This is a genomic window from Methanoculleus sp. (assembly GCF_020696975.1).
Lineage (GTDB): Archaea > Halobacteriota > Methanomicrobia > Methanomicrobiales > Methanoculleaceae > Methanoculleus.
Genome location: NZ_JAJGBK010000026.1, coordinates 1 through 25,120, shown reverse-complemented (window position 1 = coordinate 25,120; position 25,120 = coordinate 1). Strand labels below are relative to the sequence as shown.

At 61.5% G+C, this 25,120-nt stretch carries 23 protein-coding genes and 1 pseudogene; 13 read left to right on the top strand and 11 right to left on the bottom strand.

Going from position 1 to position 25,120, the window contains the following annotated elements; all coding sequences use genetic code 11:
* The 10 genes from QZ650_RS08020 to QZ650_RS07975 all read left to right on the top strand — a co-directional run.
* Nucleotides 1–2,544 (top strand): hypothetical protein (locus QZ650_RS08020; protein ID WP_292522483.1); only part of this gene is annotated, 2,544 nt, incomplete at its 5' end.
* Nucleotides 2,545–2,556: 12 nt separating this feature from the next.
* Nucleotides 2,557–4,350, top strand: a complete 1,794-nt coding sequence (locus tag QZ650_RS08015) for a hypothetical protein (RefSeq protein WP_292519865.1) — start codon at nucleotides 2,557–2,559, stop codon at nucleotides 4,348–4,350.
* 33 nt (nucleotides 4,351–4,383) lie between these two features.
* Nucleotides 4,384–6,945, top strand: a complete 2,562-nt coding sequence (locus QZ650_RS08010; RefSeq protein WP_292519867.1) for a PEGA domain-containing protein — start codon at nucleotides 4,384–4,386, stop codon at nucleotides 6,943–6,945.
* Nucleotides 6,942–8,156 (top strand): metallophosphoesterase family protein, encoded by a 1,215-nt coding sequence (locus QZ650_RS08005; RefSeq protein ID WP_292519869.1) that lies wholly within the window; start codon nucleotides 6,942–6,944, stop codon nucleotides 8,154–8,156. Before QZ650_RS08010 ends, QZ650_RS08005 begins: the two co-directional genes overlap by 4 nt.
* Nucleotides 8,157–8,161: 5 nt before the next feature.
* Entirely contained in the window at nucleotides 8,162–8,992 is an 831-nt protein-coding gene (locus QZ650_RS08000) for an argininosuccinate synthase (protein ID WP_292519871.1), read from the top strand.
* 5 nt (nucleotides 8,993–8,997) lie between these two features.
* Nucleotides 8,998–9,558: a molybdopterin-dependent oxidoreductase gene (locus QZ650_RS07995; RefSeq protein WP_292519873.1), complete on the top strand. Its 561-nt coding sequence runs from the start codon at nucleotides 8,998–9,000 to the stop codon at nucleotides 9,556–9,558.
* Nucleotides 9,555–10,589 carry a tungstate ABC transporter substrate-binding protein WtpA gene (gene wtpA, locus QZ650_RS07990; RefSeq protein ID WP_292519876.1) on the top strand — a complete coding sequence of 345 codons (1,035 nt, stop codon included), beginning with the start codon at nucleotides 9,555–9,557 and terminating at the stop codon, nucleotides 10,587–10,589. The genes QZ650_RS07995 and wtpA overlap by 4 nt, the downstream gene beginning before the upstream one ends.
* A gap of 167 nt (nucleotides 10,590–10,756) precedes the next feature.
* Nucleotides 10,757–12,046 carry a phenylacetate--CoA ligase family protein gene (locus QZ650_RS07985; RefSeq protein WP_292519878.1) on the top strand — a complete coding sequence of 430 codons (1,290 nt, stop codon included), beginning with the start codon at nucleotides 10,757–10,759 and terminating at the stop codon, nucleotides 12,044–12,046.
* Entirely contained in the window at nucleotides 12,046–13,347 is a 1,302-nt protein-coding gene (locus QZ650_RS07980) for a phenylacetate--CoA ligase family protein (protein ID WP_292519880.1), read from the top strand. Before QZ650_RS07985 ends, QZ650_RS07980 begins: the two co-directional genes overlap by 1 nt.
* Nucleotides 13,347–13,778: an ACT domain-containing protein gene (locus QZ650_RS07975; protein WP_292519882.1), complete on the top strand. Its 432-nt coding sequence runs from the start codon at nucleotides 13,347–13,349 to the stop codon at nucleotides 13,776–13,778. The genes QZ650_RS07980 and QZ650_RS07975 overlap by 1 nt, the downstream gene beginning before the upstream one ends.
* Nucleotides 13,779–13,804: 26 nt before the next feature.
* On the opposite strand, the gene QZ650_RS07970 is transcribed toward QZ650_RS07975, so the two are convergent.
* From QZ650_RS07970 to hxlA, 4 genes are all read right to left on the bottom strand, one after another.
* A complete protein-coding gene (locus QZ650_RS07970; RefSeq protein WP_292519884.1) occupies nucleotides 13,805–14,146 on the bottom strand; it encodes a P-II family nitrogen regulator in 342 nt (113 codons plus the stop codon).
* Nucleotides 14,143–14,874, bottom strand: coding sequence for a DUF1538 domain-containing protein (locus tag QZ650_RS07965; protein WP_292519886.1), 732 nt, complete (start codon nucleotides 14,872–14,874; stop codon nucleotides 14,143–14,145). Before QZ650_RS07965 ends, QZ650_RS07970 begins: the two co-directional genes overlap by 4 nt.
* Nucleotides 14,871–15,566 carry a DUF1538 domain-containing protein gene (locus tag QZ650_RS07960; RefSeq protein WP_292519888.1) on the bottom strand — a complete coding sequence of 232 codons (696 nt, stop codon included), beginning with the start codon at nucleotides 15,564–15,566 and terminating at the stop codon, nucleotides 14,871–14,873. The genes QZ650_RS07965 and QZ650_RS07960 overlap by 4 nt, the downstream gene beginning before the upstream one ends.
* A gap of 86 nt (nucleotides 15,567–15,652) precedes the next feature.
* The gene (gene hxlA, locus QZ650_RS07955; protein ID WP_292519890.1) at nucleotides 15,653–16,942 is read right to left on the bottom strand and encodes a 3-hexulose-6-phosphate synthase; all 1,290 of its coding nucleotides are present in this window, start codon (nucleotides 16,940–16,942) and stop codon (nucleotides 15,653–15,655) included.
* Nucleotides 16,943–17,100: 158 nt separating this feature from the next.
* On the opposite strand from hxlA, the gene QZ650_RS07950 reads away from it, so the two are divergent.
* On the top strand, nucleotides 17,101–18,063 hold the full coding sequence (locus QZ650_RS07950; RefSeq protein WP_292519892.1) for a TIGR03557 family F420-dependent LLM class oxidoreductase: 963 nt from the start codon (nucleotides 17,101–17,103) through the stop codon (nucleotides 18,061–18,063).
* A 461-nt stretch (nucleotides 18,064–18,524) separates the two neighbouring features.
* On the opposite strand, the gene QZ650_RS07945 is transcribed toward QZ650_RS07950, so the two are convergent.
* Together QZ650_RS07945 and QZ650_RS07940 are read right to left on the bottom strand one after the other, a co-directional pair.
* Nucleotides 18,525–18,863: a P-II family nitrogen regulator gene (locus QZ650_RS07945; RefSeq protein ID WP_292519894.1), complete on the bottom strand. Its 339-nt coding sequence runs from the start codon at nucleotides 18,861–18,863 to the stop codon at nucleotides 18,525–18,527.
* A 13-nt stretch (nucleotides 18,864–18,876) separates the two neighbouring features.
* Nucleotides 18,877–20,070, bottom strand: coding sequence for an ammonium transporter (locus QZ650_RS07940; RefSeq protein ID WP_292519896.1), 1,194 nt, complete (start codon nucleotides 20,068–20,070; stop codon nucleotides 18,877–18,879).
* A gap of 142 nt (nucleotides 20,071–20,212) precedes the next feature.
* On the opposite strand from QZ650_RS07940, the gene QZ650_RS07935 reads away from it, so the two are divergent.
* Nucleotides 20,213–20,770: a DUF2115 domain-containing protein gene (locus QZ650_RS07935; protein ID WP_292519898.1), complete on the top strand. Its 558-nt coding sequence runs from the start codon at nucleotides 20,213–20,215 to the stop codon at nucleotides 20,768–20,770.
* A 48-nt stretch (nucleotides 20,771–20,818) separates the two neighbouring features.
* On the opposite strand, the gene QZ650_RS07930 is transcribed toward QZ650_RS07935, so the two are convergent.
* The 5 genes from QZ650_RS07930 to cobT form a co-directional block, all read right to left on the bottom strand.
* Entirely contained in the window at nucleotides 20,819–21,349 is a 531-nt protein-coding gene (locus QZ650_RS07930; RefSeq protein ID WP_292519900.1) for a nitroreductase family protein, read from the bottom strand.
* 77 nt (nucleotides 21,350–21,426) lie between these two features.
* Nucleotides 21,427–22,623, bottom strand: coding sequence for a TraB/GumN family protein (locus QZ650_RS07925; RefSeq protein WP_292519902.1), 1,197 nt, complete (start codon nucleotides 22,621–22,623; stop codon nucleotides 21,427–21,429).
* Nucleotides 22,616–23,158 carry a YkgJ family cysteine cluster protein gene (locus QZ650_RS07920; protein WP_292519904.1) on the bottom strand — a complete coding sequence of 181 codons (543 nt, stop codon included), beginning with the start codon at nucleotides 23,156–23,158 and terminating at the stop codon, nucleotides 22,616–22,618. Before QZ650_RS07920 ends, QZ650_RS07925 begins: the two co-directional genes overlap by 8 nt.
* Complete coding sequence (locus tag QZ650_RS07915) at nucleotides 23,146–23,700, bottom strand: GMP synthase subunit A (RefSeq protein ID WP_292519906.1); 555 nt, start codon at nucleotides 23,698–23,700, stop codon at nucleotides 23,146–23,148. The genes QZ650_RS07920 and QZ650_RS07915 overlap by 13 nt, the downstream gene beginning before the upstream one ends.
* Nucleotides 23,701–23,737: 37 nt before the next feature.
* Nucleotides 23,738–24,754: a nicotinate mononucleotide-dependent phosphoribosyltransferase CobT gene (cobT, locus tag QZ650_RS07910; RefSeq protein WP_292519908.1), complete on the bottom strand. Its 1,017-nt coding sequence runs from the start codon at nucleotides 24,752–24,754 to the stop codon at nucleotides 23,738–23,740.
* A gap of 186 nt (nucleotides 24,755–24,940) precedes the next feature.
* Here cobT and QZ650_RS07905 point away from each other — a divergent pair.
* Nucleotides 24,941–25,120: pseudogene (locus QZ650_RS07905) on the top strand (phosphatidylglycerophosphatase A); the annotation flags it as partial.

The window sequence follows — 25,120 nt, the reverse complement described above, 5'->3', positions numbered from 1 at the left end:
GTTACACCAACAGAAGAGCTGATGGTGATGCCGACGGGGGAACCGACCAAGACACTGGCGAAGTCCCTGGGTGTAGCACCAATGCAATTCTCGACAATGGAAGCAGAACCCGAAATCCTCTTTAACGGAACTGTGACGCTTCCAATGGGAGCATTCCCGCAGGAAGCATACAACTCCGGGAAGAGTTATGCAGTCATGAATCCGACTCCGCTCGGCGTGCTCCACGCAGTCGCGGAGTCAGAGGGCTGGGTCTACAACGTGACCGACAAGAAATACAGCGAAAAGAGTATTTTCCTTCTCGACGATGTCGACAGTTATCTGAAAGACAACGGAGAGTGGTCCTGTTACGTCAATGATGTTCTCAAAGACGGGTTTGAAAGTGAGTCAGACGGCCTGAACGCTGTAAAGTTGAGTGACGGTGATATAGTCACTTTCTACTACGGCAACGACGAAAACCCCGATAACGCAACCGCTATCATCAATGCAACCGTCGACCTCGATGAGGATGACTGGACGCTCGCGCTCATCGGTGCCCGAAACGTCGTCCTGACCAGAAGCGACTTTGAGGCAACACTGACGGGCATGCCGTCCCACAAGGCAACCGGCCCCGATCACAAGAGCAACACCTGGGAGGGGATGCCACTCCACTATATCATCGGTGCGATCGATGATGGGGATTACGGAAAATCCTCCACCGCATTCAACAGCGACCTCGCAGAGGCGGGGTATGAAATCATCCTGACAAGTATCGACGGACGGCCGACGACCTTCAACAGCTCGGTCGGGATTGACGACGGTTTCATTCTTGGCAACAAAGTCAACGGCACTGTGCTGGACCCTGATGACGAACGGTGGCCGTTGAGGCTGGTCGGATCGGACGTCGGAAGCGATCTCAGCGCAAAGGGTGTCGTGGCGATCCAGATCGGTGTAGAGGCAGGGTCAACCCCGCCGCCCCAAAAAGGAGGCACCACCGAGATACGCGTTGTGAAGTATGCCTCCGATGGCGTGACTATTGAGAACGAGACGACGATCACTTACCAGCAGATGATGGAGAGTTTCACGGTCATCGGTGGTGATAACGGCGTCCGGCTCAGGTTCCAGGGCCCCACCCTCATATCGAACGACCTCTGGAACCCTGCGGAAGACATAAGCATAGACCCCGCCAAAGTAGACGAAGTCGTGAGGGGGACCGCAATCAAGGACCTCTGCGATCTGGTGGGCGGGGTCCCTGAAGGCGGTGAAGTCAAGCTTGTTGCACCCGATGGCTTCAAGGCTACGATCAATTACACCAACATCTATGCCCCGCACGAACGGCAGGGGGAGGCTATCGTCGCCTGGTGGGCAGAGCGGCAGGGTTACGTGCCTGACTATAGCGACGGCATGCGTCTCTTCTACAACACGTCCGACGGTATCTTCGGCGCTGACGATATGCGGGTATGCCTTGCTGAAGCGTACTGGCACTACTTCACGGACAGCGGCATTGATTATCCCTCGGCGGCTGGCGTCTCCAACAAAAATATCGCGACTATCGAGATCTATGAAGCACCGCGGGAGGACTGGAACCTCATCCTGACGGGCGCCATCGATACAACCATCACCAGGGCCTTCTTTGAGTCGGGCAAGGCCTGCGCCATGGCCGGGCACGATGCGACCTGGACCGACGGTGACGATGTCTGGTCGGGGATGCCGCTCTGGCTCCTCTGCGGCTATGTTGACGACGCCAACAGTCATGATTACGGGACAAATTGTTTCAATGACACCCTCGCAGACGCAGGTTACAACGTGACCGTCTTCGACTACGGCCAGGACGGTATCAAAGGCACCGGTGATGACTTCTCCGCTACCTTCAACAGTTCGTTCATTAAGCGAAACAACAACATCATCGTCGCAGACGAGATCGACGGCATGCCGTTGCCCGATGATGGCAAGACCTGGCCGCTGAAACTCGTCGGCACCGCCCTGACATCTAACATGCAGAAAGTCGGGAGCATCGATGAGATCGTGCTGACCGGGCTGCCGGTCATCTGCGACGCGACAATCTCCCTTGAGGAGGGCTGGAACTTTGTCTCGGTGCCCAAACTCCTCTCTACCGGAAAAGACTCCGCTGCAATCTTTGCCAACGTTGACCGGGAGCAGCACAGCATCTGGCAGTATGACGCCACGCTGAAGGACTGGAAGCAGGTAACGGAGGCCGACCAGATTCTCCCGCTCGAAGGCTACTGGATCTACTCGGCTCGGAGTATGAAGGTCCCGCTTCACTTCGACACCGACGCGATCAGAACCCCGCCCGCAAAGATGCTCGCCCAGGGCTGGAATGCCGTCGGGTTCAGCGACACCGAGCCTGCCACGACCCGTGACACCCTCCTCTCACTCGGTGATGCGTGGACACAGGTGATCGGGTATAACGCCGGCACGCAGCAGTACGAGACCTCCATCATACGCGGCGGTTCGGGAAGCCACAACGATACGCAGGAGATGCTGCCGATGAAGGGCTACTGGGTCTACCTGCGCGGTGAGAGCGAACTCGCCGCCATCGGGGCGTAACGGAGCGGGTCCATGGATATCAGGTATATCCTCTCCCTCCTCATCCTCTTCTCTCTCGCCGGCATGGCAGCCGCCCTGCCGGTGCTGCCGGATGAGTTCGGCGGCAGCGTCACACTCGACGGCCAGCCCGCGCCGGCGGGAACCGTCATCACTGCGAAGATCGACTGGAACGAACGGGGCTCCACGACCACAACACAGACCGGGGAATACGGACCCCTGGACTCTCCAGGCGTCCTCATAGTCAAGGCAACCGAAGACGACCTCCGGCGCTCGGGCTCCCCGGTCATAACCTTCTGGGTGAACGGCCATAAGGCCGATCAGGAGATTGCCTTCGTTGGAGGAACAGTCCGGCAGTTCGACCTCTCGGCAAGCACCGGAGGTGAAAAGGAAGAGATTCCGGTAGCTTCTGATAGTAACTCATTCGATCTCGAAGGCGTCGACATAGTCGATACTGATGGGAAGCAACAGATCGTCATCGATGAAAGGACATTCCTCGGCGGCATCACCACCAACGAGACCGCCATCATCCTGAATGACATGGACGGGTGGGAGGAGATGGTCATCTTCACTCAGGAGAGGCCGACCGGAGACCGGCAGGTCACCGGCACCATCGAGAGCGTTCATGCCCGGACCAGCCCGGTTACCACAGGATCAGGCTGGGCGCAGATCGACCTTGAGATGAGCGGGCACCCCGGCTCAAACGCCCTGCTCGATACAACGATCTTACAGAACCCCAGCACCGATGAGCAGGAGGCATTCGAGACCGCCATCTCGTATCAGCTGACGGGCAGGAGCATTAACGATGTCGCGTATGTCCTGAACGTGCAGAAGAACAACGTCGATAACGAAGAAGACGGTGGCATTATCAGGACCGCCACGATCAGGATGGTCGTCGGTTCCGACTGGGTTGACAGCATGGGCGGACCGGAGAATGTCAAGATTCTGCGACGCGCCGACGATGGCACAACAACCGCGCTGGATACCAATTATGTCTTCGACCCTGCTGCGGACTTATACACCTTTGAGGCTCTATCCCCGAACGGCCTCTCGGTCTTCGCGCTGGTGGCCACAAAGGATACGAGCTCCTCAGAAGATCCGGGAGGCAGCGGCAATACAGGCGGGGGGCCCGGCACAGGCCCCGGTTCCGGTTCCTCCAAGGATCCCGGATCTGAAGTGACCTACGACCCCAATGCCCCCGGCTCCCCTGTGGTGTTTGACAGGCGTGCGCCCCTTACCACTTCCGTGGCCGGGGTGGTGCTTGAGCCAGTGACGGTCAGGACCGACAACAGAGTCGGCGCTGTAACGATACTGGAGGGCACCATTGCCCGTGACAGCGAAGGCAACGCACTTACTGAAGTGACCTGCAGTGAGGTCGCTCCCGCCGAAGTCCCCCCGGCGCCCCCGGGAACAACCATCGCCATCGCGCTCAGGTGCGGTCCTGCAGGAGCCACCTTCGACCCGCCGGCAACCCTCACCTATACCCTCTCCACGGAAGAGTGGGCGAAGATCGGTGAAGGCGCCACGCCGAAGGTGATGTGGTACAACACACAGACCGGCGAGTGGCAGGAGATTGCCGCTACAGTGGACCCCGCCGCCCGGACGGTCACCACAGAGGTAGAGCACTTCAGCCTCTACGCCCTGGTCTGGACCGTCCCCGAGACCATGGTAGCGGGGGCTGAGGGTACCGTAACTCCAGGCGGAGAACCGGTCGGGGGACCCGGCCCGGCGCTCCCGCTCTGGGCGCTGGCCCTCATCATCGTGCTGGTCGTCGCACTTGCAGCATCCCTCCTCGTGAGGAGAAAGTAACCTCCCCTTTTTCACGACGATAAGGAGCAACGCATGGCAGTTACGCACCGGCGGGGTACAGCCCCGCACTCAATCATTCTCGTGCTCTGCATCCTCGCACTGGCAGTACCGGCCGCCGCGTCCACAACCGAACTTCACGTCGTCAGGTATGCAGCCGACGGCGTCACCGTCCTTGAAGAGAAGACGGTCGACTACCGCTGGCTTGAGGCAAACCTCCCGGTCCAGGGGGACGGCCAGACCCATTACTACCACCAGGGGCCGGTCTTTGAGGGAGATGCCTGGAATCCCGAAGAGGACGTCAACGTTCGGGATAAGGATATGGGCGCGGTGAAGGGGACCGACCTCGCAGACATCTGTGATCTTGTAGGCGGGATGGGGGAGGAGGATACCGTCAAGGTCCGGGCAGTGGACGGGATGTCGAGGACATTCCCGTATCGGAACGTCTACGAGCCGGAATCCCGGCAGGGACCGATGGTCATCACCTGGTACAGGGCCGACGAGGGGTATGTTCCCGACTACCGGACCGGGATGCGCCTCGTCTTCTTCGCGGATACGTCGACCAACCTCGATGGCCTTCACGTCTTCGGTGTAGCGGATATGCGCGAGTGTTTCGATTCCGAGTACTGGTACTTCTTCCAGCCGGGACTCCCGACCACCACAGGCCTCTCCGTGCAGTACGTGAGCGAGATCATCATCTATAGCGATGAAGAGGCCACCGGAAGCATCTACATAAACTCGACGCCCACCGGGGCCGCGGTCTTCCTTGACGACGAAGAGACCGGCGATACGACCCCCTGCACTCTCTCCGGCATCGAGATCGGGAGTTATTCCATCAGGGTCGAGAAAGAGGGATTCATCCCACCGGATGAGGAGTGGGTCAATGTTGTTGCAAACGCCGTCGCCGAGGTTGAGTTTAACCTGATTCCGGAGACCGGATCAGGCGGCGGTAGCAGCGGGGGTGACGGAGGCTCCAGGAACGGGAGCATCGCCATCACGTCGGTCCCGATGAATGCAAGCATCTACCTCGACGGGAATGTTACGGAGTTCAGGACAGATGCAACCCTGGAGGATGTCCCGTCCGGCGAGCATACGATCGAACTCGTGCTGCCGGGTTACTGGAACATCACCCGAACTGTCACCGTCGAGGCGGACGAGTGCAGCCTCCTTGATCTGGTCTTCGAGAACAGCACCACAGACAAAGCCATCGCCGAAACCGGAAGGATCACCGTATCCTCAGTCCCAACAAATGCGAGCATCTACGTTGATGGGAATGAGACAGGATCCCGAACCAATGCGACCCTGAATGCGGTCCCATCCGGCGAGCATACGATCGAACTCGTGATGCTGGGTTACAAAAACGCCACCAGAACCGTCACCGTCGAGGAGGGCGGGTATATCGCCCTTGATCTGCTCCTCTCCCCGACAGGCGATGAGACCAGAGCGAAGACCACAGGCAGCGATGAACCCATAACCGGGCACCCGGTGCCGAATAACCCCATAGAGGCTTTCGTTGAAGCCGCCCTCAATTTCGTGAACGGGCTGCTCTCGTTCTTCGGAATACGAGAGGGTACAGTAGCCACGCCGGGCCCGGAGAGCACTCCCACCCCGGGCCAGGATACCGCAACCCCCGTGCCGACCGACACCCCTGCGGTCTCTGCACCGACACCGGATAACACCCTGAACACAAGAAGTCACTCCGGCGGGCTCTACATCGAGTCGTACCCGCCGGGTATGACGATCGTCGTTGATAACAAAAGACAGGTCTGGCAGACACCTCACATCGTCTACGGCCTCCGTGAAGGCCAGCACAGCATCAGCGTCGAGGAGAGTGAACAGGGTCGGGGCGGTGAAGGCTCCGGCTTCCGGTTCGAGACCGTTCAGGCCTGGGTCTACCCGGACGCGATTGCCCCGGTCCACCTTGACGGCGTGATCCCCACCAGCAGAAAGACGATCCGGGTCGATTCGGAGGCCTACCACGGCGAAAAGTTCACGGTGAACGGACTCTACCCTGCAGGCACCATCCCGGGCGATGCCGTGGTCGAAGGGCCGAAGTCCTGGATCACCGTGTCCCAAAACGGCACCTACCTCTCATACAGAGTTCCCTACCCAATTGAGAGAGGCAGGACATTCACGATCGAACCCTGGAGCGGCAACACCGTCCCGCTCAGGATCAACTCAAACCCCGGAGGCGCCGCAGTCTTCATCGACGGGTTCCCCACCGGGAAAGTTACCCCGTGCAGGGTGGAAGGCCTCTCCCCCGGCCAGCATCGTATCCTTGCATCAAAGCCCGGATACATCCCTGCTGAAGATACGATCACGATCCCGGAAGGAGCCGGCACCGGAGGAGCTGTCACATGCACGCTCCGGGAGTATACGGACGGGAGCCTCCTCGTCGATAGCACCATCCCGGACGCGAGGATCTACCTCTACGGGCGATACACCGGAGAGAAGACGCCCCATACCTTCACCGGGATGAGCATCGGGACCTATGAGGTCCGGGTCGTCACTGAGAACGCCTCAAAGACGATCAAAGATGTGCTGGTAGCACCGGGAGAGACGGCCCGGTGCCTGGTTGTTCTGGAGGAGGCCCTGTGAGCAGGTGCCGAAACGCCTGCCGGGCAGTCGCGGTTGTCGTGATGCTTGCACTCCTCCTCCCGGCGGCATCGGCCGCCATCGTCTGGGGGCCGTACGTCACGAACACCACAGAGGAATCGGCGGTGGTCAGCTGGAAGACGACTTCTCCAGCGGGAGGCTGGGTGGAGTACGTATCCGAAGGTGGCGAAACTTACCACCGCATAACCTCTCCGGAGAAGGAGAGCATGCACCATGTGCTCCTCACCAATCTTACCCCGTCGACTACCTACCGCTACCGTGTCGGCACCGCGAACGAAACAACGGAGGACTGCAGGTTTCGGACACTTGGGGATCAATCGTTCACCTGTATCATATACGGCGACACCCGGGCCCAGAAGCCCTTCTTCACCCAGGCCGAGCGACACGGTCTGGTGGCGGAGAGGATAGCTGCTGAAGAAGATATCCTCTTCGTCATCCATACCGGCGATTTTGTCTGCGAGGAGGAGGAGTGGGACGAGTTCTTCGCGACCGCGGGACCGGTGCTTGGAAACACAACCCTCGTGCCGGTTCCGGGCAACCACGAAGGATCGGTGGAGGCGTTCACCACCATCTTCAGCCTCCCGACGCACTACTCCTTTGATGCCGGCAGCCTCCATGTGACCGTCCTCGACAGCAACGATTGGGCATGGGCAGATATGGACAGAGAGACCGCATGGCTCAAGAGCGACCTTGCATCTCCCCTGCCCCGGAAGATCGTGGCGTTCCATCACCCACCGTTCAGCTCCGACCGGAAACGCCCCGGCGGTGACCTGGCAATCAGAGCCGAGTGGTGCGACATCTTATCCGAAAGCGGCGTAGACGCCGTCGTTAGCGCACACACCCACGCCTACGAGCGCTACCGGATTGAGGGAACAGAGTACATTGTTATCGGGTGTGGCGGGGCACCGTTCTACCCCCTCGCCGAGGAGAAACCTGAAGGGTATCAGGTGAGCCGCGAACGGACCCTCGGCTATCTCCGGGTCACCGTGAGCCCGGAATCGATTATTATGGAGATGGTGCCGGTTGCGGAGATCGCGGAGGACGGCGAAGTGACGATGCACCAAAGAGAGAACGTCATCGACACCGTCCGCCTTCCAGCAGGTGCCGCACCAACAGAAAAAGCCGCGGCCGGGTGGTGGGTGATACCGGCATCCCTGCTTGGCAGTGCTGCGTTATTCAGACTACGGAGATGATGATTATGCGTACAAGAGTATCATTAGTGCTGCTTGCGCTCCTCTGCGTGGGCATGCTCGCAGGTGCCGCATCGGCGGCACCGACGACCGAACTGCATATCGTAAAGATTGCAGCCGATGGGCAGACGATCCTGAACGAGACAACGATTGACTATCGGTGGATGGAAGCAAACCTCCCGGTTCTCGGGGACGGCGTGACCCACTACTACCACCAGGGACCGGTCTTTGAGGGAGACAAGTGGGACCCTGAAGAGACGACGAACTTCAAGGATAGAGGAGCCGTAAAAGGAACGGATGTCCGCGACCTCGCTGAACTGGTCGGCGGCGCCGAACCCGGGGATGAGATCATGGTCCGGGCGGCCGACGGCTACCATGTCGAGTTTGCCTACCAGAATGTCTACGAGCCCGATCCCCGCCAGGGCCCCATAGGGATCTGCTGGTACAACGGCGCTGAGTCAGGGGCAGGTGAACGGCAGGGATGCGGCTACGTACCCGACTACTATACCGGAATGCGTCTCGTATTCTTCGCGGATAACTCAACCAACGCAGACGGCCTCCATGTCTACGGGAACCAGGACATGTATGAGACGCTCCCGGAGTCGGCCCAGCACTTCTACGACCTCTACCCCTCTACAGGAGGCCTGACCGTGAAGTGGATCGATGAGATCCGGGTCTACACCGGGGGCTTCCATGGTGAGCGAGGGGCTCTTGCAGGCTCTCTCAACGGACCGGCCACGGAGGCGACGACAGAGCCGCCGGAAACCCCGCTCTCCCTCATGGTGACCCTCACTGCAGCCCTCGGGGCAGCAGCGCTCCATGCCCGGAGAGGAGCGTGATCCCGGTGCGCCGGATCTATCCGGTCCTCGCCGCCGTGATGCTGATCGGCATCGCGGTCCTTGCCTCGGGATGCATTGGCGCAACGAGCGGCGCCGAAGATGTGGCCTGGAACCTGACACTTGCCGGAGAGACAGAGAGGGTGATTACGCTCACCGACCTGCGGACGCTGCCTGCCGTTGAGGGGTACGGCTACTCGGTCTCGACGGTCGGGATCAAGTATGGCCCGAATACCTATCGTGGTGTGCTCCTTGCCGATCTCGTTGAGATGGCAGGAGGAGCCGTTGAAGATGACCTAATCTACGTCTCCGCAGAAGACGGCTACCTCTGGGTCTTTGATACCGCTCAGTTACAGGGCGAGGAGTTCTTCACATTCGATGAGAACCTCCGGGAGATTCCCGCCCCGCCGCTCCAGGTCATCCTGGCATATGAGCAGGACGGAGAGCCGCTAGCCTACGAGGACGGGGGGCCGCTCCGCCTCGTCGTCATCACCGGGACACCCGACGTCATCACCGAAGGGAGCCCCTGGGTGAAATGGGTCGACCGGATAGAGGTTCACAGGAAATGAGCCGCCCCGCGATACTCGTGATGCTCGCACTTGTCGTGTTTGCGGCATCGGCAGGCTGTACAGAGACCGGACCGGAACGGACTGTCCTCACGGTGGTCCCGGCCGGTAGCCTTCTTTCCCCGCTCGAAGAGATCGAGGCTGCCTTTGAGAGTCAGCACCCGGAGATCGACGTCCGGCTCGAAGGGCACGGGAGCATCCAGGCCGTTCGGCAGGTGACGGATCTCGGGCGGGCGATCGATGTCGTCGCGGTCGCGGATGCCTCACTGATCCCGGATATGATGTACATCCCGATGAGCGAGGGGGGCGGGAACTATACCGACTGGTATACTTCGTTCGCACAGAACGAGATCGTGATCGCGTACACCGACCGGAGCGCCGGGGCGGACGAGATCACGGCGGAGAACTGGTATCGTATCCTGGCCCGTCCGGACGTGCGGGTGGGATTCTCAAACCCCATGCTCGACGCCTGCGGCTACCGGGCGCTCATGGTGACGGCGCTTGCCGGGGAGCATTATGGTGAACCCGGACTCTTTAAAGCTGTCATCGGTGGATCCTTCGATCCTCCGCTCGCACCTGCCCGCGCGGGCGATGTAACGATGATCACCCTGCCGGAGCGGATGAGGCCGGCAGGCGAGAAGGTCGCCATCCGGGACGGGAGCATCTATCTTCTCTCGCTCCTTGATGCCGGCGGGATCGACTACGCCTTCGAGTACCGGAGCGTAGCAGAAGAGCACGACCTGCAGTGGATCAACCTCCCTCCCGAGATCAACCTCGGTTCTGCAGAGCACGCCGAAGACTACCAAAAGGTGCATGTGACCCTTGGGTTCCAGCGATTCCGCTCCATCGGGAGTGAACGGGTCGGCCAGCCGATCGTCTACGCCGTCACCGTGCCTCACAACGCGCCCCACCCGGACGAAGCGCAAATGTTTGTGGACTTTGTCCTGGACGCGTTCCACGACGAAAGGACCGGATGGCCCGACCCGGTGGACGCGGAACTGGAGACTGCCACGGTGTACCATGCCACGGATTGACAAACCTTTTCCGCACCGACTACGTATGTAGAGGTAGAGTATACCCGGCGGTGTGGCTATAGCAGGCTCTCAGGCGGCCGCCGGGAGTACTGGATACCGGATGCCGGGCAATATGCGGCCGGGGATGGAGGAACCCTCTCGAGCCAGCGAAACACCGATGGGATATTATGTTCTGGAACAGAGCAATGGAGACAATCCGGCCTGACGAACTTGCAGACCTTCAGCTCAAGCGGTTGAGATGGACGCTGCAGCAGGCAGGGAATGTTGGGTTATACCAGAGAAAGTTCAAAGAAGCGGGCGTCTCACCAGGCGAGATCAGGACGCTCGACGACGTGGAGAAACTGCCCTTCACTTACAAAAAGGAACTCCAGGCCGGGTATCCGTTCGGCCTTTTTGCGGTCCCGATGAAGAAGATCGTGCGGATCCACACCACCTCCGGCACGACGGGCAAGCCGACCGTCGTCGGCTACACCCGGCAGGACCTGGAGAACTGGTCGGAACTGATTGCACGAAACATGACGATGATCGGCCTCGGGGAGGACGACGTCTTCCAGAACGCGGTCAACTATGGCCTCTTCACCGGCGGCCTCGGGTTTCACTACGGTGCCGAGAAGATAGGGGCGACCGTGGTCCCGAGCGCCACGGGGAACACCCGGCGCCAGATCGAGATGATTGAGGACTTCGGGGTGACCGCGATCCACTGCACCCCGAGTTACGCCCTTCACATCGCCGAGGTGGCCGAGTCGATGGGAAAGACGCTGGACACCCTCAGGGTAGGGATCTTTGGGGCCGAGCCCTGGTCGGAGAGTATGCGCACAGAACTCGAGCGGCGTCTCGGCGTGAAGGCCTTCGATAGTTACGGCCTCTCCGAGATGTACGGCCCGGGAGTGGCGTTCGAGTGCCCGGAACACAACGGGCTCCACATCTGGCACGACTGCTACCTTGTCGAGATCATCGACCCGGAGACGGGTGAACGGCTCGCTCCCGGAGAACGGGGCGAACTCGTCATCACGCCGCTCGTCAAGGAGGCCCTCCCGCTCGTCCGTTACCGTACCGGTGACGTGACGCGGTTGATGGACGACGATTGCACCTGCGGACGCGGGACGAAGATCGAGCGGATAACGGGACGAAGCGACGATATGCTGGTAATCCGGGGGATCAACGTCTTCCCCTCCCAGATCGAGCATGTCCTCCGGGCACTCCCGGAGGTAGGAGAGCAGTTCATGGTTTATGTTGATCGTGTCAAACACCTGGATGAGATGACGATCGAGGTTGAGATGAGTAAAGCAGGGTTCTCCGGGGAACTGCAGGATCTTGCCCGTATGCAGAAGAAGATCTCCGGCGAACTCCACAACACGCTCGGGCTCCGGACCGCGGTGAGACTGGTGGAACCGGAAACGCTCCCCCGGTTCGAGGGGAAGGCGAAGCGGGTCATCGACCGGCGGGGGGCGATCTGATGGCTTCGTGGAACCCGCGGATGGAGACGATGCCGCTCGATGAACTGCGGCGGCTCCAGTTCAAACTCGCCAAATCCCTCGTGTACCGGCTCTACAGTTTCAACGACTTCTACCGTCGCAGGATGAAGGAGCAGCAGGTTCATCCCGACGACATCAGAACGCTTGAGGATATCGCGAAACTCCCGTTCATGTACAAACGGGACCTGCGGGACGGCTACCCGGACAAGATCTTCTCCGCCGAGCGGGACGAACTTGTCCGGTACCACGTCTCCTCCGGGACGACGGGGAAACCGACGGTCGTCGGCTACACGGAGCGCGACATCGAGAACTGGAGCGAGTCGCTCGCGCGGGGGTTCTCCTCCTGCGGCCTCGGGCGGGGTGACGTGATGCAGGTGAGTTACGGTTACGGCCTCTTCACCGGCGGCCTCGGCGCCCACTACGGCGCCGAGCGTGTCGGCGCAACCGTCCTCCCCACGAGCGTCGGGAACACTGAACGGCAGGTCGAACTGATGCAGGATCTCCATGTCACCGCCATCGCCTGCACCCCTTCCTACCTCCTCCATATGGGTGAGGTGGCGGAGAAGATGGGCGTCTCGATAAAGAACGACACCGACCTGCGCCTCGGCTTCTTTGGCGCAGAACCCTGGTCGGAACAGATGCGGGCCCGGATAGAGGACTGGCTCGGGATCCGCGCCTACGACATCTACGGCACGAGCGAACTCTCCGGCCCCATGTTCACCGAGTGCGCCGAGCAGCAGGGGATCCACATCTGGGGGGATCTCGCGCTCGTGGAGATCGTGGACCCCGCAACCGGCGAGGTGCTCGAACCCGGGGAACAGGGCGAACTGACCATCACCATGCTGCAGAAAGAGGCCCTGCCCATGGTCCGGTACCGGATCGGGGACCTCACCACGATCGAGGAGGGCACCTGTGCCTGCGGTCGGACTCATCCGCGTATCGGCCGAATCCGGGGAAGGGTGGACGACATGCTGATCGTCCGCGGCATCAACGTCTTCCCGTCGCAGGTGGAGCATACACTGCTCGAGATCCGCGAGGTCGGCAGGCACTTCCAGATCGTCGTCGACAGGAAGGGTGCGCTCGACTCCATGCTCGTGCGGGTGGAGGTGAGCGAGGAGGCGTTCTCGGACAAGATCACCGATCTTATGGTGATCAAGAAGAAAGTAGAGCATCGTCTGCGGGGTTCACTGAACGTCGGTGTGGATGTTGAACTGGTCGAACCGGGAACCCTGCCGCGGTTTGAGGGCAAGTCAAAGAAGGTCGTCGACAGGAGGTCATTGTAATGGAGAAATCGTATATCGTCAAACAGATCTCAATCTTTTCGGAGAACCGCCCCGGACGCCTCGCGGCGATCGCCGGTGCGCTGCGGGATGCGGGAATAAACATCTTTGCGTTCAGCATCGCTGAGGCAAACGGATTCGGAGTCGTCCGCGCGCTCGTTGACCGGCCGGAGGATGCCTACCGGAGACTGACCGATCTCGGGTTTCGGGTCTCGTTCACCGACGTCATCGGTGTGAAGATGCGTGACGAGCCCGGCGGCCTCTCGGATATCGCCTCGGTCCTCGGGAATGCGGGGATCAACATCGAGTACGCCTACGCCTACTCAGGAAAGGACGGGGCGGTCCTGATCCTGCGCGTGGACCAGATCGAGGATGCCGTCCGGCAACTCCTCGGCCACGGCGGAAACCTCCTCAAAGCGTCTCTCTCGCAGTAATCCCGGGGCACCTCGGGGGCCCCGCGTCACCCTCCCTCCCCTTTAAGGAACATGTGAACCCTGCCTGCGACACGCCGGACCGGGATGACAAACGCAAGGCCCATCCCCGGGCGGTCAAGTTCGGCGGCGGCGACGATCGCATCCAGTACCGCGTCAGCCCGGGTGGCGGCGACAACCGTCAGGATGATCTCTTTCTCGGGCTCGATGGGAATCCCGAGCAGGGTCTTCACCTCATGAATACCGGTCCCGCGGCCGAGGAGGATGGTCCCTCCTTCGGCCCCGGCGCCGCGGGCCGCCGCAAGCACCGGCTCGGACCAGCCCCGTTTTACAATCGTGACAATCAGTTCGTTATCGGACTCATTACTCAAGTAGCTTCACCTCGTGTTCTCCTAAAAAGGATGCCGAGCGCCAGCATCGAGAGGATGGGTGCAAGCGCTATCAGCGCGATCAGCCCGAAACCGTCGATGATGGGGTTGCGGCCTTCGATCCCCGCCGCAACCCCGACGGCAAGTGAGAGGAGGAAGGTGACGGCCATCGGGCCGGTGGCGACACCCCCTGAATCAAACGCAATCCCGATGAAGTCCCGGTCAGTGAGAAGGAGAAGGATGATGACGAGGAGGTAGCCGGGGATGAGAATGTAGAGCAGCGGGATGCCGTAGACAAGACGGGCCATGCCGAGCGAGACGGAGATCGCAACCGCGAACGAGAGGGTGTAGACGATCATGGATTCCCTGATGTAGCCGCTCGATGATTCTGCGACCTGGTAACCGAGAACCCGGACCGCGGGCTCTGCATAGGTGGCAAGGAACCCGAGGAGAAATCCGAGCGGGATGAGCAGCCACAGGTGGCCGAAGGTGGTGACTCCCTCTCCTATCTCTCGGCCCGCCGGAAGGAATGCAACATTGACACCCTGGAGGAAGAGGATCATACCGAGGAATGCGATCAGGATGCCCCGCACGAGGTTGATGACGTAGACCCGCGGAAGTTTCAGGAAGAGCACCTGAAAGACTCCAAAGAAGATGAGCAGGGGGAGGAGCGCCTGGGCAACCTCAAGAAAGACCTGGTCCATCCCCTCAAAGAGCTCCACAAGAATCATGAATACACCATCCCCATCAGCATGACACCGAGGATCGGACCAAGGGAGGCAAGCCCGACCAGCCCGAAACCGTCCGTGAGGGCCGAACGTCCGGCAAGAACCGCACTGACGCCGGTTCCGAGCGCCAGGATGATCGGGATCGTCAGAAGTCCGGTCGTTATGCCGCCTGCATCAACCGCGACAGCCAGGAAATCCGGCGACGTAAACGGTGCAAGAACGATGATAGCACCATAACTGGCGGCAAAGAGGTAAGCAAGAGGGACTCCGAAGATGATCCGGAGGACTCCTGCGGTGACAATGAACCCGACACTGACGGCGATCACGAGGGTCAGGGGGCCGGACGGGATGCCGCCCCCCGAGACGGTGTCAAGCATCTCTGCAAGGACACGGATATTCGGCTCGGCGACGATCGTCAGAAATCCAAACAGGAACGTTCCAGCGATGACCAGTACAAGTGAACCCCGGGCAGGGAACTCGGACCCGATCGCCTCGCCGATGGGAAGAAGGCCCGCCTTCACGCCGGAGAGGAAGAGGGCTATCCCGAGGATGACCATGCCGCTCCCGAGCAGAAACAGGAGGAGATCAGACGGTGTCGCGCGGAGCACCACAACCTCGAGGATGACGATGATCAGGATGATGGGGAGGACCGCCTGGAGAACCTCGACGACCGCCTCCCTGATATCCTGCAACATGCTCCCGCTCCTCCAAAACCACCCGGGTTTCGGGTGATCGGTAACTAGGTCACCGGGTCAGATAAAGACAGAGGGGTCGTCGTCGGTCAGTGCCGCTTCTCCCACTTCAGGAGTTCCGCTACCTCCGAGAGCGTCCGACCACGCCTGATCTCCTCACGGAGCCGTTCCTCGGCCTTCTTCACTTCCATCGCCCGGCGCGCAACCTCGTAGGCCCGCTCCCGGGGAACCACCACAACGCCGCTCTCGTCAGCGACGATCCAGTCGCCCGGCCGCACTTCCTGCCCGCAACAGACGATCTCGGCGTTGATCTCCCCAAGACCCTTGGGATCCCCGGCGTTCGGGACGGTCGCCGTGGCAAAGACCGGGAATCCCATCTCCCGGATATCGTCCACATCCCGGGCAGCCCCGTCGATCACGACGCCCGTCACCCCCCGGTTCCGGGCAGAATGCGTGGCAAGTTCTCCCCAGGGCGCGATGTCCGTCCTTCCGTCGTTGCTGATGACGAGGACGTCGCCGGGCCTCGCGGCATCGATCGCCTCGACGGGTTTTGCCCAGTCTCCGGCGAGGGTCCGGACCGTCACCGCCGGGCCGACTGCTTTGACCCTCCCGGAGAGGGAGACGATCCCCGCCATCGCCCCCTTGCGATGCATGGCGTCGGTGACGTTCGGTGCGGAGACCGCCTCAAAGAGGCGCCGGATGACCGCATCAGGGCTCTCCTCTTCCCGAGGCCGGATCTCGGGCCGGTCGATGGCCTCTCTGACCCGCCGGGCCGCCCCGGTAACGTCTGCGGCCTTGATGATATTCCCCCCCACGATCACGATCGAAGCACCGGCGGCGACCGCCTCGGATGCGGTCTCTGCATCGAGCCCACCGGCGACGGCGATCGGGATGCTCACCTCCCCGGCAAGGCGGTGGAGGAGGTCGAGCGAGGATTTTCCGATCATCTGCTGGTCGATGCCCACGTGGGCGTTGATGTAGTCGACGCCGAGCTCCGCAAGTTCGCGGGACCGGGAGACGGGGTCGGCGACGTTGATGAGATCGGCCATGATCCGGACGCCGAACTTGCGGGCCGAACGGACCGCCTCGGCAATCACAGTATCGTCGGCGTCTGCAAGGATGCAGACGATGCCGGCACCGGACTTTGCCGCCATCTCCACCTCGACAGCCCCGGTATCGGCGATCTTCATGTCCGCCACAATCTCGTGCCCGGGGAAGCGGTCCCGGAGCATCCGCACGGCCTGCATCCCCTCGCTCTTGATCAGGGGGGTCCCGACTTCGATCCAGTCTGCACCGCCACGGACCGCCTCATCCGCGATCGCTGCCGCACGATCGAGTTCGAGGAGATCGAGCGCCACCTGGAGAGTTGGCGTTGCCATGCAGTACAGTATGGCAAGGATCGTATTTATCAGGTGCCGGGCCGGGGAAACCTATATCCCGTCGGATGTTTGAGGTGGACGGCGCCCACGCCCGTCCCCACCACGTCCGGAAGAGGAGAAGAGGGACGGCCGTATCGGCGTCACGGATGTGATGACGGATGGTCGAAATCGGTTATAAACTGGCATGCGAGGAGCATGCTCCCCTGGATCTCGTCTGCAATGCCCGGCAGGCGGAGGATGCCGGGTTTACGTTCGCCATGATATCGGACCACTACCACCCCTGGACAGGTCAGCAGGGAGAGAGCCCGTTCGTCTGGGGGGTTCTCGGCGGCATCTCCCAGGTGACGGCGGAACTCCGGGTGATAACGGGGGTCACCTGCCCGACGATGCGCATACACCCCGGCATCATTGCGCAGGCCGCCGCGACCGCCGGTGCTATGATGCCGGGAAGGTTCGCCCTGGGGCTTGGATCAGGCGAGAACCTCAACGAGCACATCTTCGGCGACCCCTGGCCGGCGGCACCGGTCCGGATAGAGATGCTCGAGGAGGCGGTGCAGGTGATCCGGCTGCTCTGGAAGGGGGACATGCAGGACCACTACGGCTCCTTCTACACCCTGGAGAACGCTCAGATATTTACCCTCCCGGAGAACCTCCCCCCGATCTATATCGCATCCGAAGGCCCGATCAGCGCTTCCATGGCCGCACGGGCCGGTGACGGGTTCATCAACGCGGGGACAAACGCCGAAGAGACCCTCATCGTCTTCAGAGACTCCGGCGGCGGCGATAAACCGGCATACGTCGAGATGTCGGTCTGCTGGGCTGAGACCGAGGAGGAAGGGCAGAGGACCGCCTACCAGCAGTGGCCGATCCCCGCAAACACCGGGGAACTCAACCGGCTCCTCCCCACCCCGACCCATTACGAGCAGGTGGCGAAGATGACGACGCCGGAGGATGTGGCGAAGCACGTTGTCTGCGGGCCCGACCCGGAGGCACACATCAAGAAGATCGAGGAGAGGATCCGGATGGGGTTCGACCATGTCTGCGTCCACCAGATCGGGCAGCAGCAGCATGAGTTCATGGAGTTCTACACAAAGGAGGTGCTGCCGCATTTCCGGGAGTAGAGGGGTACGCAGGCCGTGGCAAATAGCTCCCCTCTGAACGATGCAAGAACTGATATAGTGGACTGTGGGAGTATCGCCACGCACTGCCCGCCCCCCGAAGGGGGCGGGAGGAGCGCGAAGCGCGGGTGGTGGGGGGGCGATGGGAATCCCATTATAAGGTGGAGACAGGGGAGGGGGAGCATCCCCCTCCCCGTCAGCCCCTCCCCGCGTGGCGATATCCACTGGAAAACCGTGCACGGGTTGTGTGATCACGAACTACAGGAATAAGTGTACTGAAGGTTGCAAGTAACGACTGCCGAAACATGCGAGGGTTCGCAGAACCAGAGCATGAGAAGACAGAAGATCTTCCAAGGCAGGGGTTGAAGCACCGGAGGTGCGAGTGGCAGCAGACAGAATGTCCCGAGCCAAAACATCCTATCCCACTAACCACCCCCGAAGCCCCTCCAAACCGACCCAAAAAGTTACGATCCTTCCGGCTCCTCCCGATCCGTCCGCACCCGATAGATGCTCTCGACCGAAGAGACGAAGATCCGGCCGTCGCCGGGCCTGCCGGTTCGGCCATTTGCCCGGACGATCTCGATGATCGTATCAACATCGGCGTCCCTGACCACCATCTCGATCTTCACCTTCGGGATGAACTCGACCGGCATCGTCTTTCCCCTGAACCGGAGGGCGATGCCCTTCTGCGCCCCCCGCCCCATCACCTCGCTCACGGTCATACCGTAGATCCCGCCCGCCTCGAGTGCCGTTCTCACGGACTCGAACATCTCGGGCCTGATGACGGCAGTCACCATCTTCATCCACACCACCTCTTCACACCCGCACGGACTCGCCGTGCTGCGCGATGTCCAGCCCGACGTACTCCTCCTCCTCGGTGACGCGCAGGCCCATCACGGCATCGACGACCTTTGCGATGATGTAGGTCACGCTAAACGAGTAGGCGACGACCACAGCAACATCCGCGACCTGGACAAGGAGCTGACCCGGATTCCCGTAGAGCAGGCCGTCTACGCCCCCGACAGCCGCGACCGCAAATACCCCGGTTGCAAGAGAGCCGAAGATGCCGCCCATCCCGTGGATCGCCCACGCATCGAGGCTCTCATCCAGGCCCCTCCGGACCCGGAAGAGCAGGGCGCCGTAACAGACGAGGCCGGCGGCGGCGCCGATGGGAATGGCAGCCATGGGGCTGACGAACCCGGCAGCCGGGGTGATGGCCACGAGGCCCGCGATCGCGCCGCTGATCATCCCGACCGAGCCCGGCCTGCCGCGAACCCAGGCGGCACAGAGCCAGGCAAGAGCCCCGGCAGCAGCAGAGATGTTCGTTACTACAAACGCGTTCACCGCAAGACCGTTCGCAGCAAGAGCGCTTCCGGCGTTGAACCCGAACCACCCGAACCAGAGGAGCGCCCCGCCGAGGAGGACCATCGGGATGTTGTTCGGCTCCATGCCGTGCGAGCCGAATCCGAGACGCTTGCCAATGATGAGCGCGAGTGCAAGTGCCGAGAAGCCGGAACTGATATGGACGACCGTGCCGCCGGCAAAGTCGAGCGCACCCAGTTCTCCGGCCCATCCTCCGCCCCACGCCCAGTGGGCGAGCGGGTCGTAGACCAGCGTCGTCCAGAGCAGACCGAAGACGACGAACGAACTGATCTTTATCCGCTCCGCAACCCCTGACGTCACTATTGCGAGGGTAAGGCCTGCAAAGACCATCTGGAAGGCCATAAAGAGCAGATCCGGGATTCCGTCACCCTCCACACCGACACCCTGCAGGAAGGCGTACTCCAGGCCCCCGATCAACCCGTGAATGTCGGTGCCGAAGGCGAGGCTGTAGCCGCAGAGGACCCACTGGATACTGACGAGGGCGAACGCGATGAACGCCAGCGCGAGCATAGAGATGAAGTTCTTCCGCCGCACGAGCCCCCCGTAGAAGAGCCCTACTCCCGGTGTCATCAGCATCACCAGTGCCGTACAGACGAGAATAAACGCCGTAGCGCCGGAGTTAATCATCCCCCGGCCTCCAGTTCACCCATACATAGTCCTCACCACACATAGGAAAGAATCTTCCTTCTACCAATTCATATATTTTTCCATTGGAGATGGTCCAGAGAGAGGACTGATACATCCCGGGATCAAAGATAATTGCGATACGATGAGCGCGGAAGAGAGCAAGGCAGACGTCCACGGGACTTGCGCTCGCCTGCGGTTGGCGAAGACCCGGGCAGAACTCGCGAAGGCCCTCTACCGGGAGGTTTCCGGTTACTCCCTCTTCGACCTCCAGGCGATGCGCAAGAGGGTGGAGCAGGATCTCCGGTCCGTCCCCCCCGGATACCGACGGCGCCTCCATCCCAGCGTGATGGCGCAGATCTTTGAGACGCATCACACACTCATCGCCACTGTTCGCCGGGGCAGCCAGAATATACCGGACGAGCCGCTCCCCGATAAGTTCCGGGAGTTCTGCGGAATGGTCGAGAGGACGTGCCTTGCCGCTGAGGCGGAGGAGCAGCATCTCGAACTCCTCTACTTCCTCCTTGCCGCATTCAACCTCTTCGTCCTCGACCGCCCCGCTCACCCGGCAGGCACGCCGTTTCCCGGCGGGCTCGAGGTCGAGGTGCGGGACGGCGAGTATCTCTGCCCTGTTCGGGAGAAGGCCGACGATGTCGAGAACGCCCTCTGCCCCTACTGCCCGGCAAAGCAGAGCGACGTGTGAGGGCGCAGTAAAAAAGATGGATTTGAGTATATCGCGGGTTATACTCGCTTACCCTTCTTCCTCGTAACGTTCGAAGAATACGACCTCGTCGAGGATCTTCTTCTTCGCGATCTGGATCTCCTCGGGGTATCCCGCGGGGACGAGGGAGACAAGCGTATACTCCTCCGGCACGTTGAGGAGGACTCTAACATCCTCAGCGTAGTCCTTCTTCTCCCCCGCAACCCAGCAGGAGCCGACCCCCCAGGCCTGGAGCGCAAGGAGGAGTTGCATCGTCGCCGCACAGCAGTCTTCGAGGTAATACTTCGCATCCCTCTTCCCGAAGATAGCAAAGCACAGGGGCGCGTCGGCGATGAACCTGGCGTTCTCGGTGAGATCCGCGATCGCCTGCAACGTCTCGCGTTTCTGAACCGTCCCAAAGAGCCAGGGCTGCTCGTTTCTCGCGGTCGGGGCAAGGCGTGCGCAGTCGAGAGCGTCTTTGACAATTTTATCCTCGACGGGGCTGTCCTTGTACTTCCGCACGCTGTGCCTGCTCCGTATCACGGTGACACCGAGATTCATCGTTCCACCAATCGGACTCATGCAACGATGGTGGGCATTCCAGGCCTAAATACCTTGGGGAAACGGGGGTGGGAAGACCCCCGGCCAGGAGAGCGACCCTACAAGAGGGCCTGTATCATCTGCAGCATGTTCGTAAAGCCGTCGACGACGACCACCTTCGGATCGATCCCGAGAACCGGGAAGATGAAGAGGAAGTAGGCGATGACCCCAAGCGTGCACCCGACGTTCGCGAGAGCTGCAACCAGCACCACCCGGAAGAGCGGGATCCTCCGCATCTCCGAGAAGGTCTCCGCTGCGATGATCTGCCGCAACTCCCCGACGGCCGGTTTACGAATCTTCGCTTCAACCAGGGCTGCAAACCACCCTGCCGCAAGCAGCGGGTTGAGCGACGTCATCCAGGAGACGGCAAACGCCGTAGCCGCCGAGAGAGGGTGCCCACCGGCGAACAGCGTGAATACGGCGCTTAAAGCACCGGTGATCAGGATCCAGTAGAGGAGGGCCGTCAGCAGGACGTCGAGCCCCACGCCCGAGAAGGCTATGGCGGCGATCAGGAGGAGGAAGAGACCGGTAACGGCCGCACCGATGATCTTTCCCCACGGCAGGCCCTTCACCTCACCGGTCAGCGATGAGAGCGGCGGCAGTGTCTCCGGCGCGTCAAGGTAACGTTGCACTCCCTGGATGTGCCCGGCACCGACGACCGCGAGCACACGCTCATACCGATTTCCAAGCATCAGGATCTGGTGAGCGAGGTAAGCGTCCCGTTCATCGATCAGGGCCTGAGCACCCCGCGGGGAGAACTTCCGGAACTCCTCCATCGCAGCACTCACCACATCCTGGTTCGTGAACTCATCCACATCAAGTTCCTGACCCTCGACGCTCACCAGCGAGTAGATCAGGGCACCGATGAGTTTGATCTTCTCCCAGATCCCCATCCTCCCCCAGAACCGGGCAAGCGTGATCCGGATATCCCGGTCGATGAGCCCCACCGGTTTCTGGTGCGCTTTAGCCTCGTCGATCGCGGCCAACATCTCGGCTCCGGGTTTCACACCGGTCTCTGCGCCGATCCGCTGCTGAATATAGGTGAGCACCCATTGGACGAGGAGCTGGCCGAAGTTCCCGCCTTTCAGGATATCCGTGACCGAGGGCTCGGCCACCTCCTCCGTGAGCGCTATATACCGCCCCCGGTCGAGTTCGACGCCGACGATCTCGGGCTGGAACTCCTCGATGGCGGACCGGACATCCTCGACGCTCTTCTGCGAGACATGGGCCGTCCCCACAAGACGGATCTCAGCCATCGAGCACCTTCATGCCTTCGCTATCGATCACGACGCGCTTCCCCGGCGGGACGGCCGCGTTCCGGTAGACCGCATCGAGAGCAGCCTCCTCTGCCGCCTCGGCGGCCTGCCGCCGGCAGAGATCAGCAGCCGCATCATGCGCATCACCGGGAAGGAGGGGCGTTCCAAGGCCGGGGCATTCCGAGACCTGCAGGTCATCGTCCACCAGCATGAACGGGTAGGTGCGGCAGATCCAGGGGCGATGGGCATAGACCGAGCACCTCCCGTCTCTGAGGAAGATGCAGGCATCGGCCGTGCGCCGGATGCACCAGGCGAGGGTGTACTCCCCGCCGGATCCGTCATCGATGAAGTCGGGGTAGGGCTCGGCAACCTCGTCCCAGGCCATATCGGTCGCCGCCATGATCGCCCGGACCTCAGCAGGGCTCACCAGCACGAGGTTTGAGTCCTCCGCGACCCGTCGGCAGCAGGCGCCGCACTCCCGGCAGCGAAACCCGACGGACCGAACGAGGTCCGCAACGTCATTTACTCCGAGCATATTTGATTGAAATTCTCAAAGAGAAGCCGTCCGTTGACGGTATGGCTGACCTCCGGGTGCCACTGGACACCGTAGAGGCGTTCATCGGGAGACGCCATCGCCTCCACACCACAGATATTCGATTCTGCAAGCCGGACAAAACCGTCCGGGACCACCGAGACCTCGTCTGCGTGGGATGCCCATGCATGAATCCGGCCCGGGTAACCCTCAAGAAGGCTATTTTGTTCGAGGATATCGACTTCAACCGCACCGAACCCGCCGCTCGCACCCCGGCGAACCGCGCCTCCCCTTGCCGTCGCCATGATATGCAGCCCAAGGCAGATGCCGAGGACCGGAAGGCCGAGGTCAAGGTAAGCGGGAGCAAGACCGGCGCGGTCGAGGGCAGGTCCGCCGCCGAGGATGATCCCCCGACAGCCCCGGGCGACTTCGGCCGGGGGCGTCTCGTTCGGGATCATCGTGGCCTCAACATCCATGTCACGGAGTGTTCGGAGGATCAGGTGGTTGAACTGTCCGTGATTGTTGACCACATAAAGTGGAAGCATTGCTTATAGGTGGATGTAAAAAGGTATAGTCCTTCCCTCAGGCATACTTCCTGACGAAATCAAAAACTTTCCGGGTGATCTCCTCGGGTTTATGGCCCATGAGATAGGCGAGCGTCAGGGCCCCGCCGGCTCCCATACCCTCCTTGACCTCGCCGATGCAGTAGCGCGCGAGCCCGACGTGCCCGATGCCGGCGAAGTTCGGGTCGACGAAGTAGGCGGTGGTGCCGACGTCGGCGACCGACCGGACAAACCCTGCCGAGGGGTCGTCCCTGACGTAGACCGTCGTCGCGAGACTCGGAACCCGTTTGCCGAGCGCTTTCAGGACCGCCGCGACGGAGAGCATCTGGGTTCCGCCGGCGAAGAGGAGATCGCCGGAGTAGGTGCTCGCGATCCCTGCCGCTACCGGCATCATGGGGTCACCCGCGGCGCGGAGGATATCCAGGGGTTCTCGGGCCCCGGTTGCATCGATCCGGGCGAGCACCTCCCTGCAGACAGCATCCTTCAGGCCGAGGGGATTCTCGGGGAAGGCGCTGCTGACCGAGGCGTCGTAGCCGAGCGCGCGCAGAACACAGAGGGCGGTGGTCGTCCCGCCGGGAACGCACTCCCCGAGCATTAAGAAGTCGCTGTACTGCGAGAGAAGTCTTCCCACCGTCTCGCCCCGCTCAAAGAGGAGTGCCGCCTGCGGCACCGCATCCTCTTTCCGGGGGTCGCCGCCCGGGCTCCCGTAGACGTCCAGGCAGGGGACGGTAGGGGTATGGGCAAGCCCTGCATTGATGAGGACAGGGGCAAGCCCGGTCAGTTCCATCATGGACCGGGTGATGCTCGCCGGCGTCGGGCAGCCGGTGGGCGTGTTCGGCCGGGCCGGGACGCTTGTGATCTCGCCGGTCGTGACGAGCTCTGCGTCCAGGACCGGGGTGAGCAGGGTCTTTTCAGGAGTCGGCCCGGCGCCGGATATGCCGGGGATGGTGGAGAGCAGGGTATTCCCGAGGATCAGCGCCATCATCGGGCGCTCGGGCCGGATCTCCGGGTCTTCCGAGAGGAACGGGTGAGACATCAGTACAAGGTGGGTGCCGCGGGATAGAAGAGGTTGTTGCCAGGAGGGTGCCGGAGGGAAGAGACACCTCCGCCCGGCAGATGAAAGGGCGCGCAGCTGTCGCCGGAGCCGTGCCCTGCCGTTCCGGCAGTCGCCGCAACACTGAATCCAAACGCCGAAATACCTCCCGACCCCAATACTTGAACAATGTTTGAGATCGAGCGCAGACTGGAGGAGAAAGGCATCACGAGAGACAATATCGTCGCCTCCGCCATGGAGCTCTACGTTCCCCATGGTATCGGTGCCGATGAGGCTGCAGAGCGGCTGGACGAGAAGATCGGGAGAGCGCTGGACGACCCGAACATATCGTCGCTCCTCATCGGCGCC

What these genes read in the sequence shown, in the direction of transcription:
- QZ650_RS08015 (WP_292519865.1), top strand. Translation starts at nt 2,557, where the DNA reads ATGGATATCAGGTATATCCTCTCCCTCCTCATCCTCTTCTCTCTCGCC.
- QZ650_RS08010 (WP_292519867.1), top strand. Translation starts at nt 4,384, where the DNA reads ATGGCAGTTACGCACCGGCGGGGTACAGCCCCGCACTCAATCATTCTC.
- QZ650_RS08000 (WP_292519871.1), top strand. Translation starts at nt 8,162, where the DNA reads ATGCGTACAAGAGTATCATTAGTGCTGCTTGCGCTCCTCTGCGTGGGC.
- wtpA (WP_292519876.1), top strand. Translation starts at nt 9,555, where the DNA reads ATGAGCCGCCCCGCGATACTCGTGATGCTCGCACTTGTCGTGTTTGCG.
- QZ650_RS07985 (WP_292519878.1), top strand. Translation starts at nt 10,757, where the DNA reads ATGTTCTGGAACAGAGCAATGGAGACAATCCGGCCTGACGAACTTGCA.
- QZ650_RS07980 (WP_292519880.1), top strand. Translation starts at nt 12,046, where the DNA reads ATGGCTTCGTGGAACCCGCGGATGGAGACGATGCCGCTCGATGAACTG.
- QZ650_RS07975 (WP_292519882.1), top strand. Translation starts at nt 13,347, where the DNA reads ATGGAGAAATCGTATATCGTCAAACAGATCTCAATCTTTTCGGAGAAC.
- QZ650_RS07965 (WP_292519886.1), bottom strand. Translation starts at nt 14,874, where the DNA reads ATGATTCTTGTGGAGCTCTTTGAGGGGATGGACCAGGTCTTTCTTGAG.
- QZ650_RS07960 (WP_292519888.1), bottom strand. Translation starts at nt 15,566, where the DNA reads ATGTTGCAGGATATCAGGGAGGCGGTCGTCGAGGTTCTCCAGGCGGTC.
- hxlA (WP_292519890.1), bottom strand. Translation starts at nt 16,942, where the DNA reads ATGGCAACGCCAACTCTCCAGGTGGCGCTCGATCTCCTCGAACTCGAT.
- QZ650_RS07950 (WP_292519892.1), top strand. Translation starts at nt 17,101, where the DNA reads ATGGTCGAAATCGGTTATAAACTGGCATGCGAGGAGCATGCTCCCCTG.
- QZ650_RS07945 (WP_292519894.1), bottom strand. Translation starts at nt 18,863, where the DNA reads ATGAAGATGGTGACTGCCGTCATCAGGCCCGAGATGTTCGAGTCCGTG.
- QZ650_RS07940 (WP_292519896.1), bottom strand. Translation starts at nt 20,070, where the DNA reads ATGATTAACTCCGGCGCTACGGCGTTTATTCTCGTCTGTACGGCACTG.
- QZ650_RS07935 (WP_292519898.1), top strand. Translation starts at nt 20,213, where the DNA reads ATGAGCGCGGAAGAGAGCAAGGCAGACGTCCACGGGACTTGCGCTCGC.
- QZ650_RS07930 (WP_292519900.1), bottom strand. Translation starts at nt 21,349, where the DNA reads ATGAGTCCGATTGGTGGAACGATGAATCTCGGTGTCACCGTGATACGG.
- QZ650_RS07925 (WP_292519902.1), bottom strand. Translation starts at nt 22,623, where the DNA reads ATGGCTGAGATCCGTCTTGTGGGGACGGCCCATGTCTCGCAGAAGAGC.
- QZ650_RS07920 (WP_292519904.1), bottom strand. Translation starts at nt 23,158, where the DNA reads ATGCTCGGAGTAAATGACGTTGCGGACCTCGTTCGGTCCGTCGGGTTT.
- QZ650_RS07915 (WP_292519906.1), bottom strand. Translation starts at nt 23,700, where the DNA reads ATGCTTCCACTTTATGTGGTCAACAATCACGGACAGTTCAACCACCTG.
- cobT (WP_292519908.1), bottom strand. Translation starts at nt 24,754, where the DNA reads ATGTCTCACCCGTTCCTCTCGGAAGACCCGGAGATCCGGCCCGAGCGC.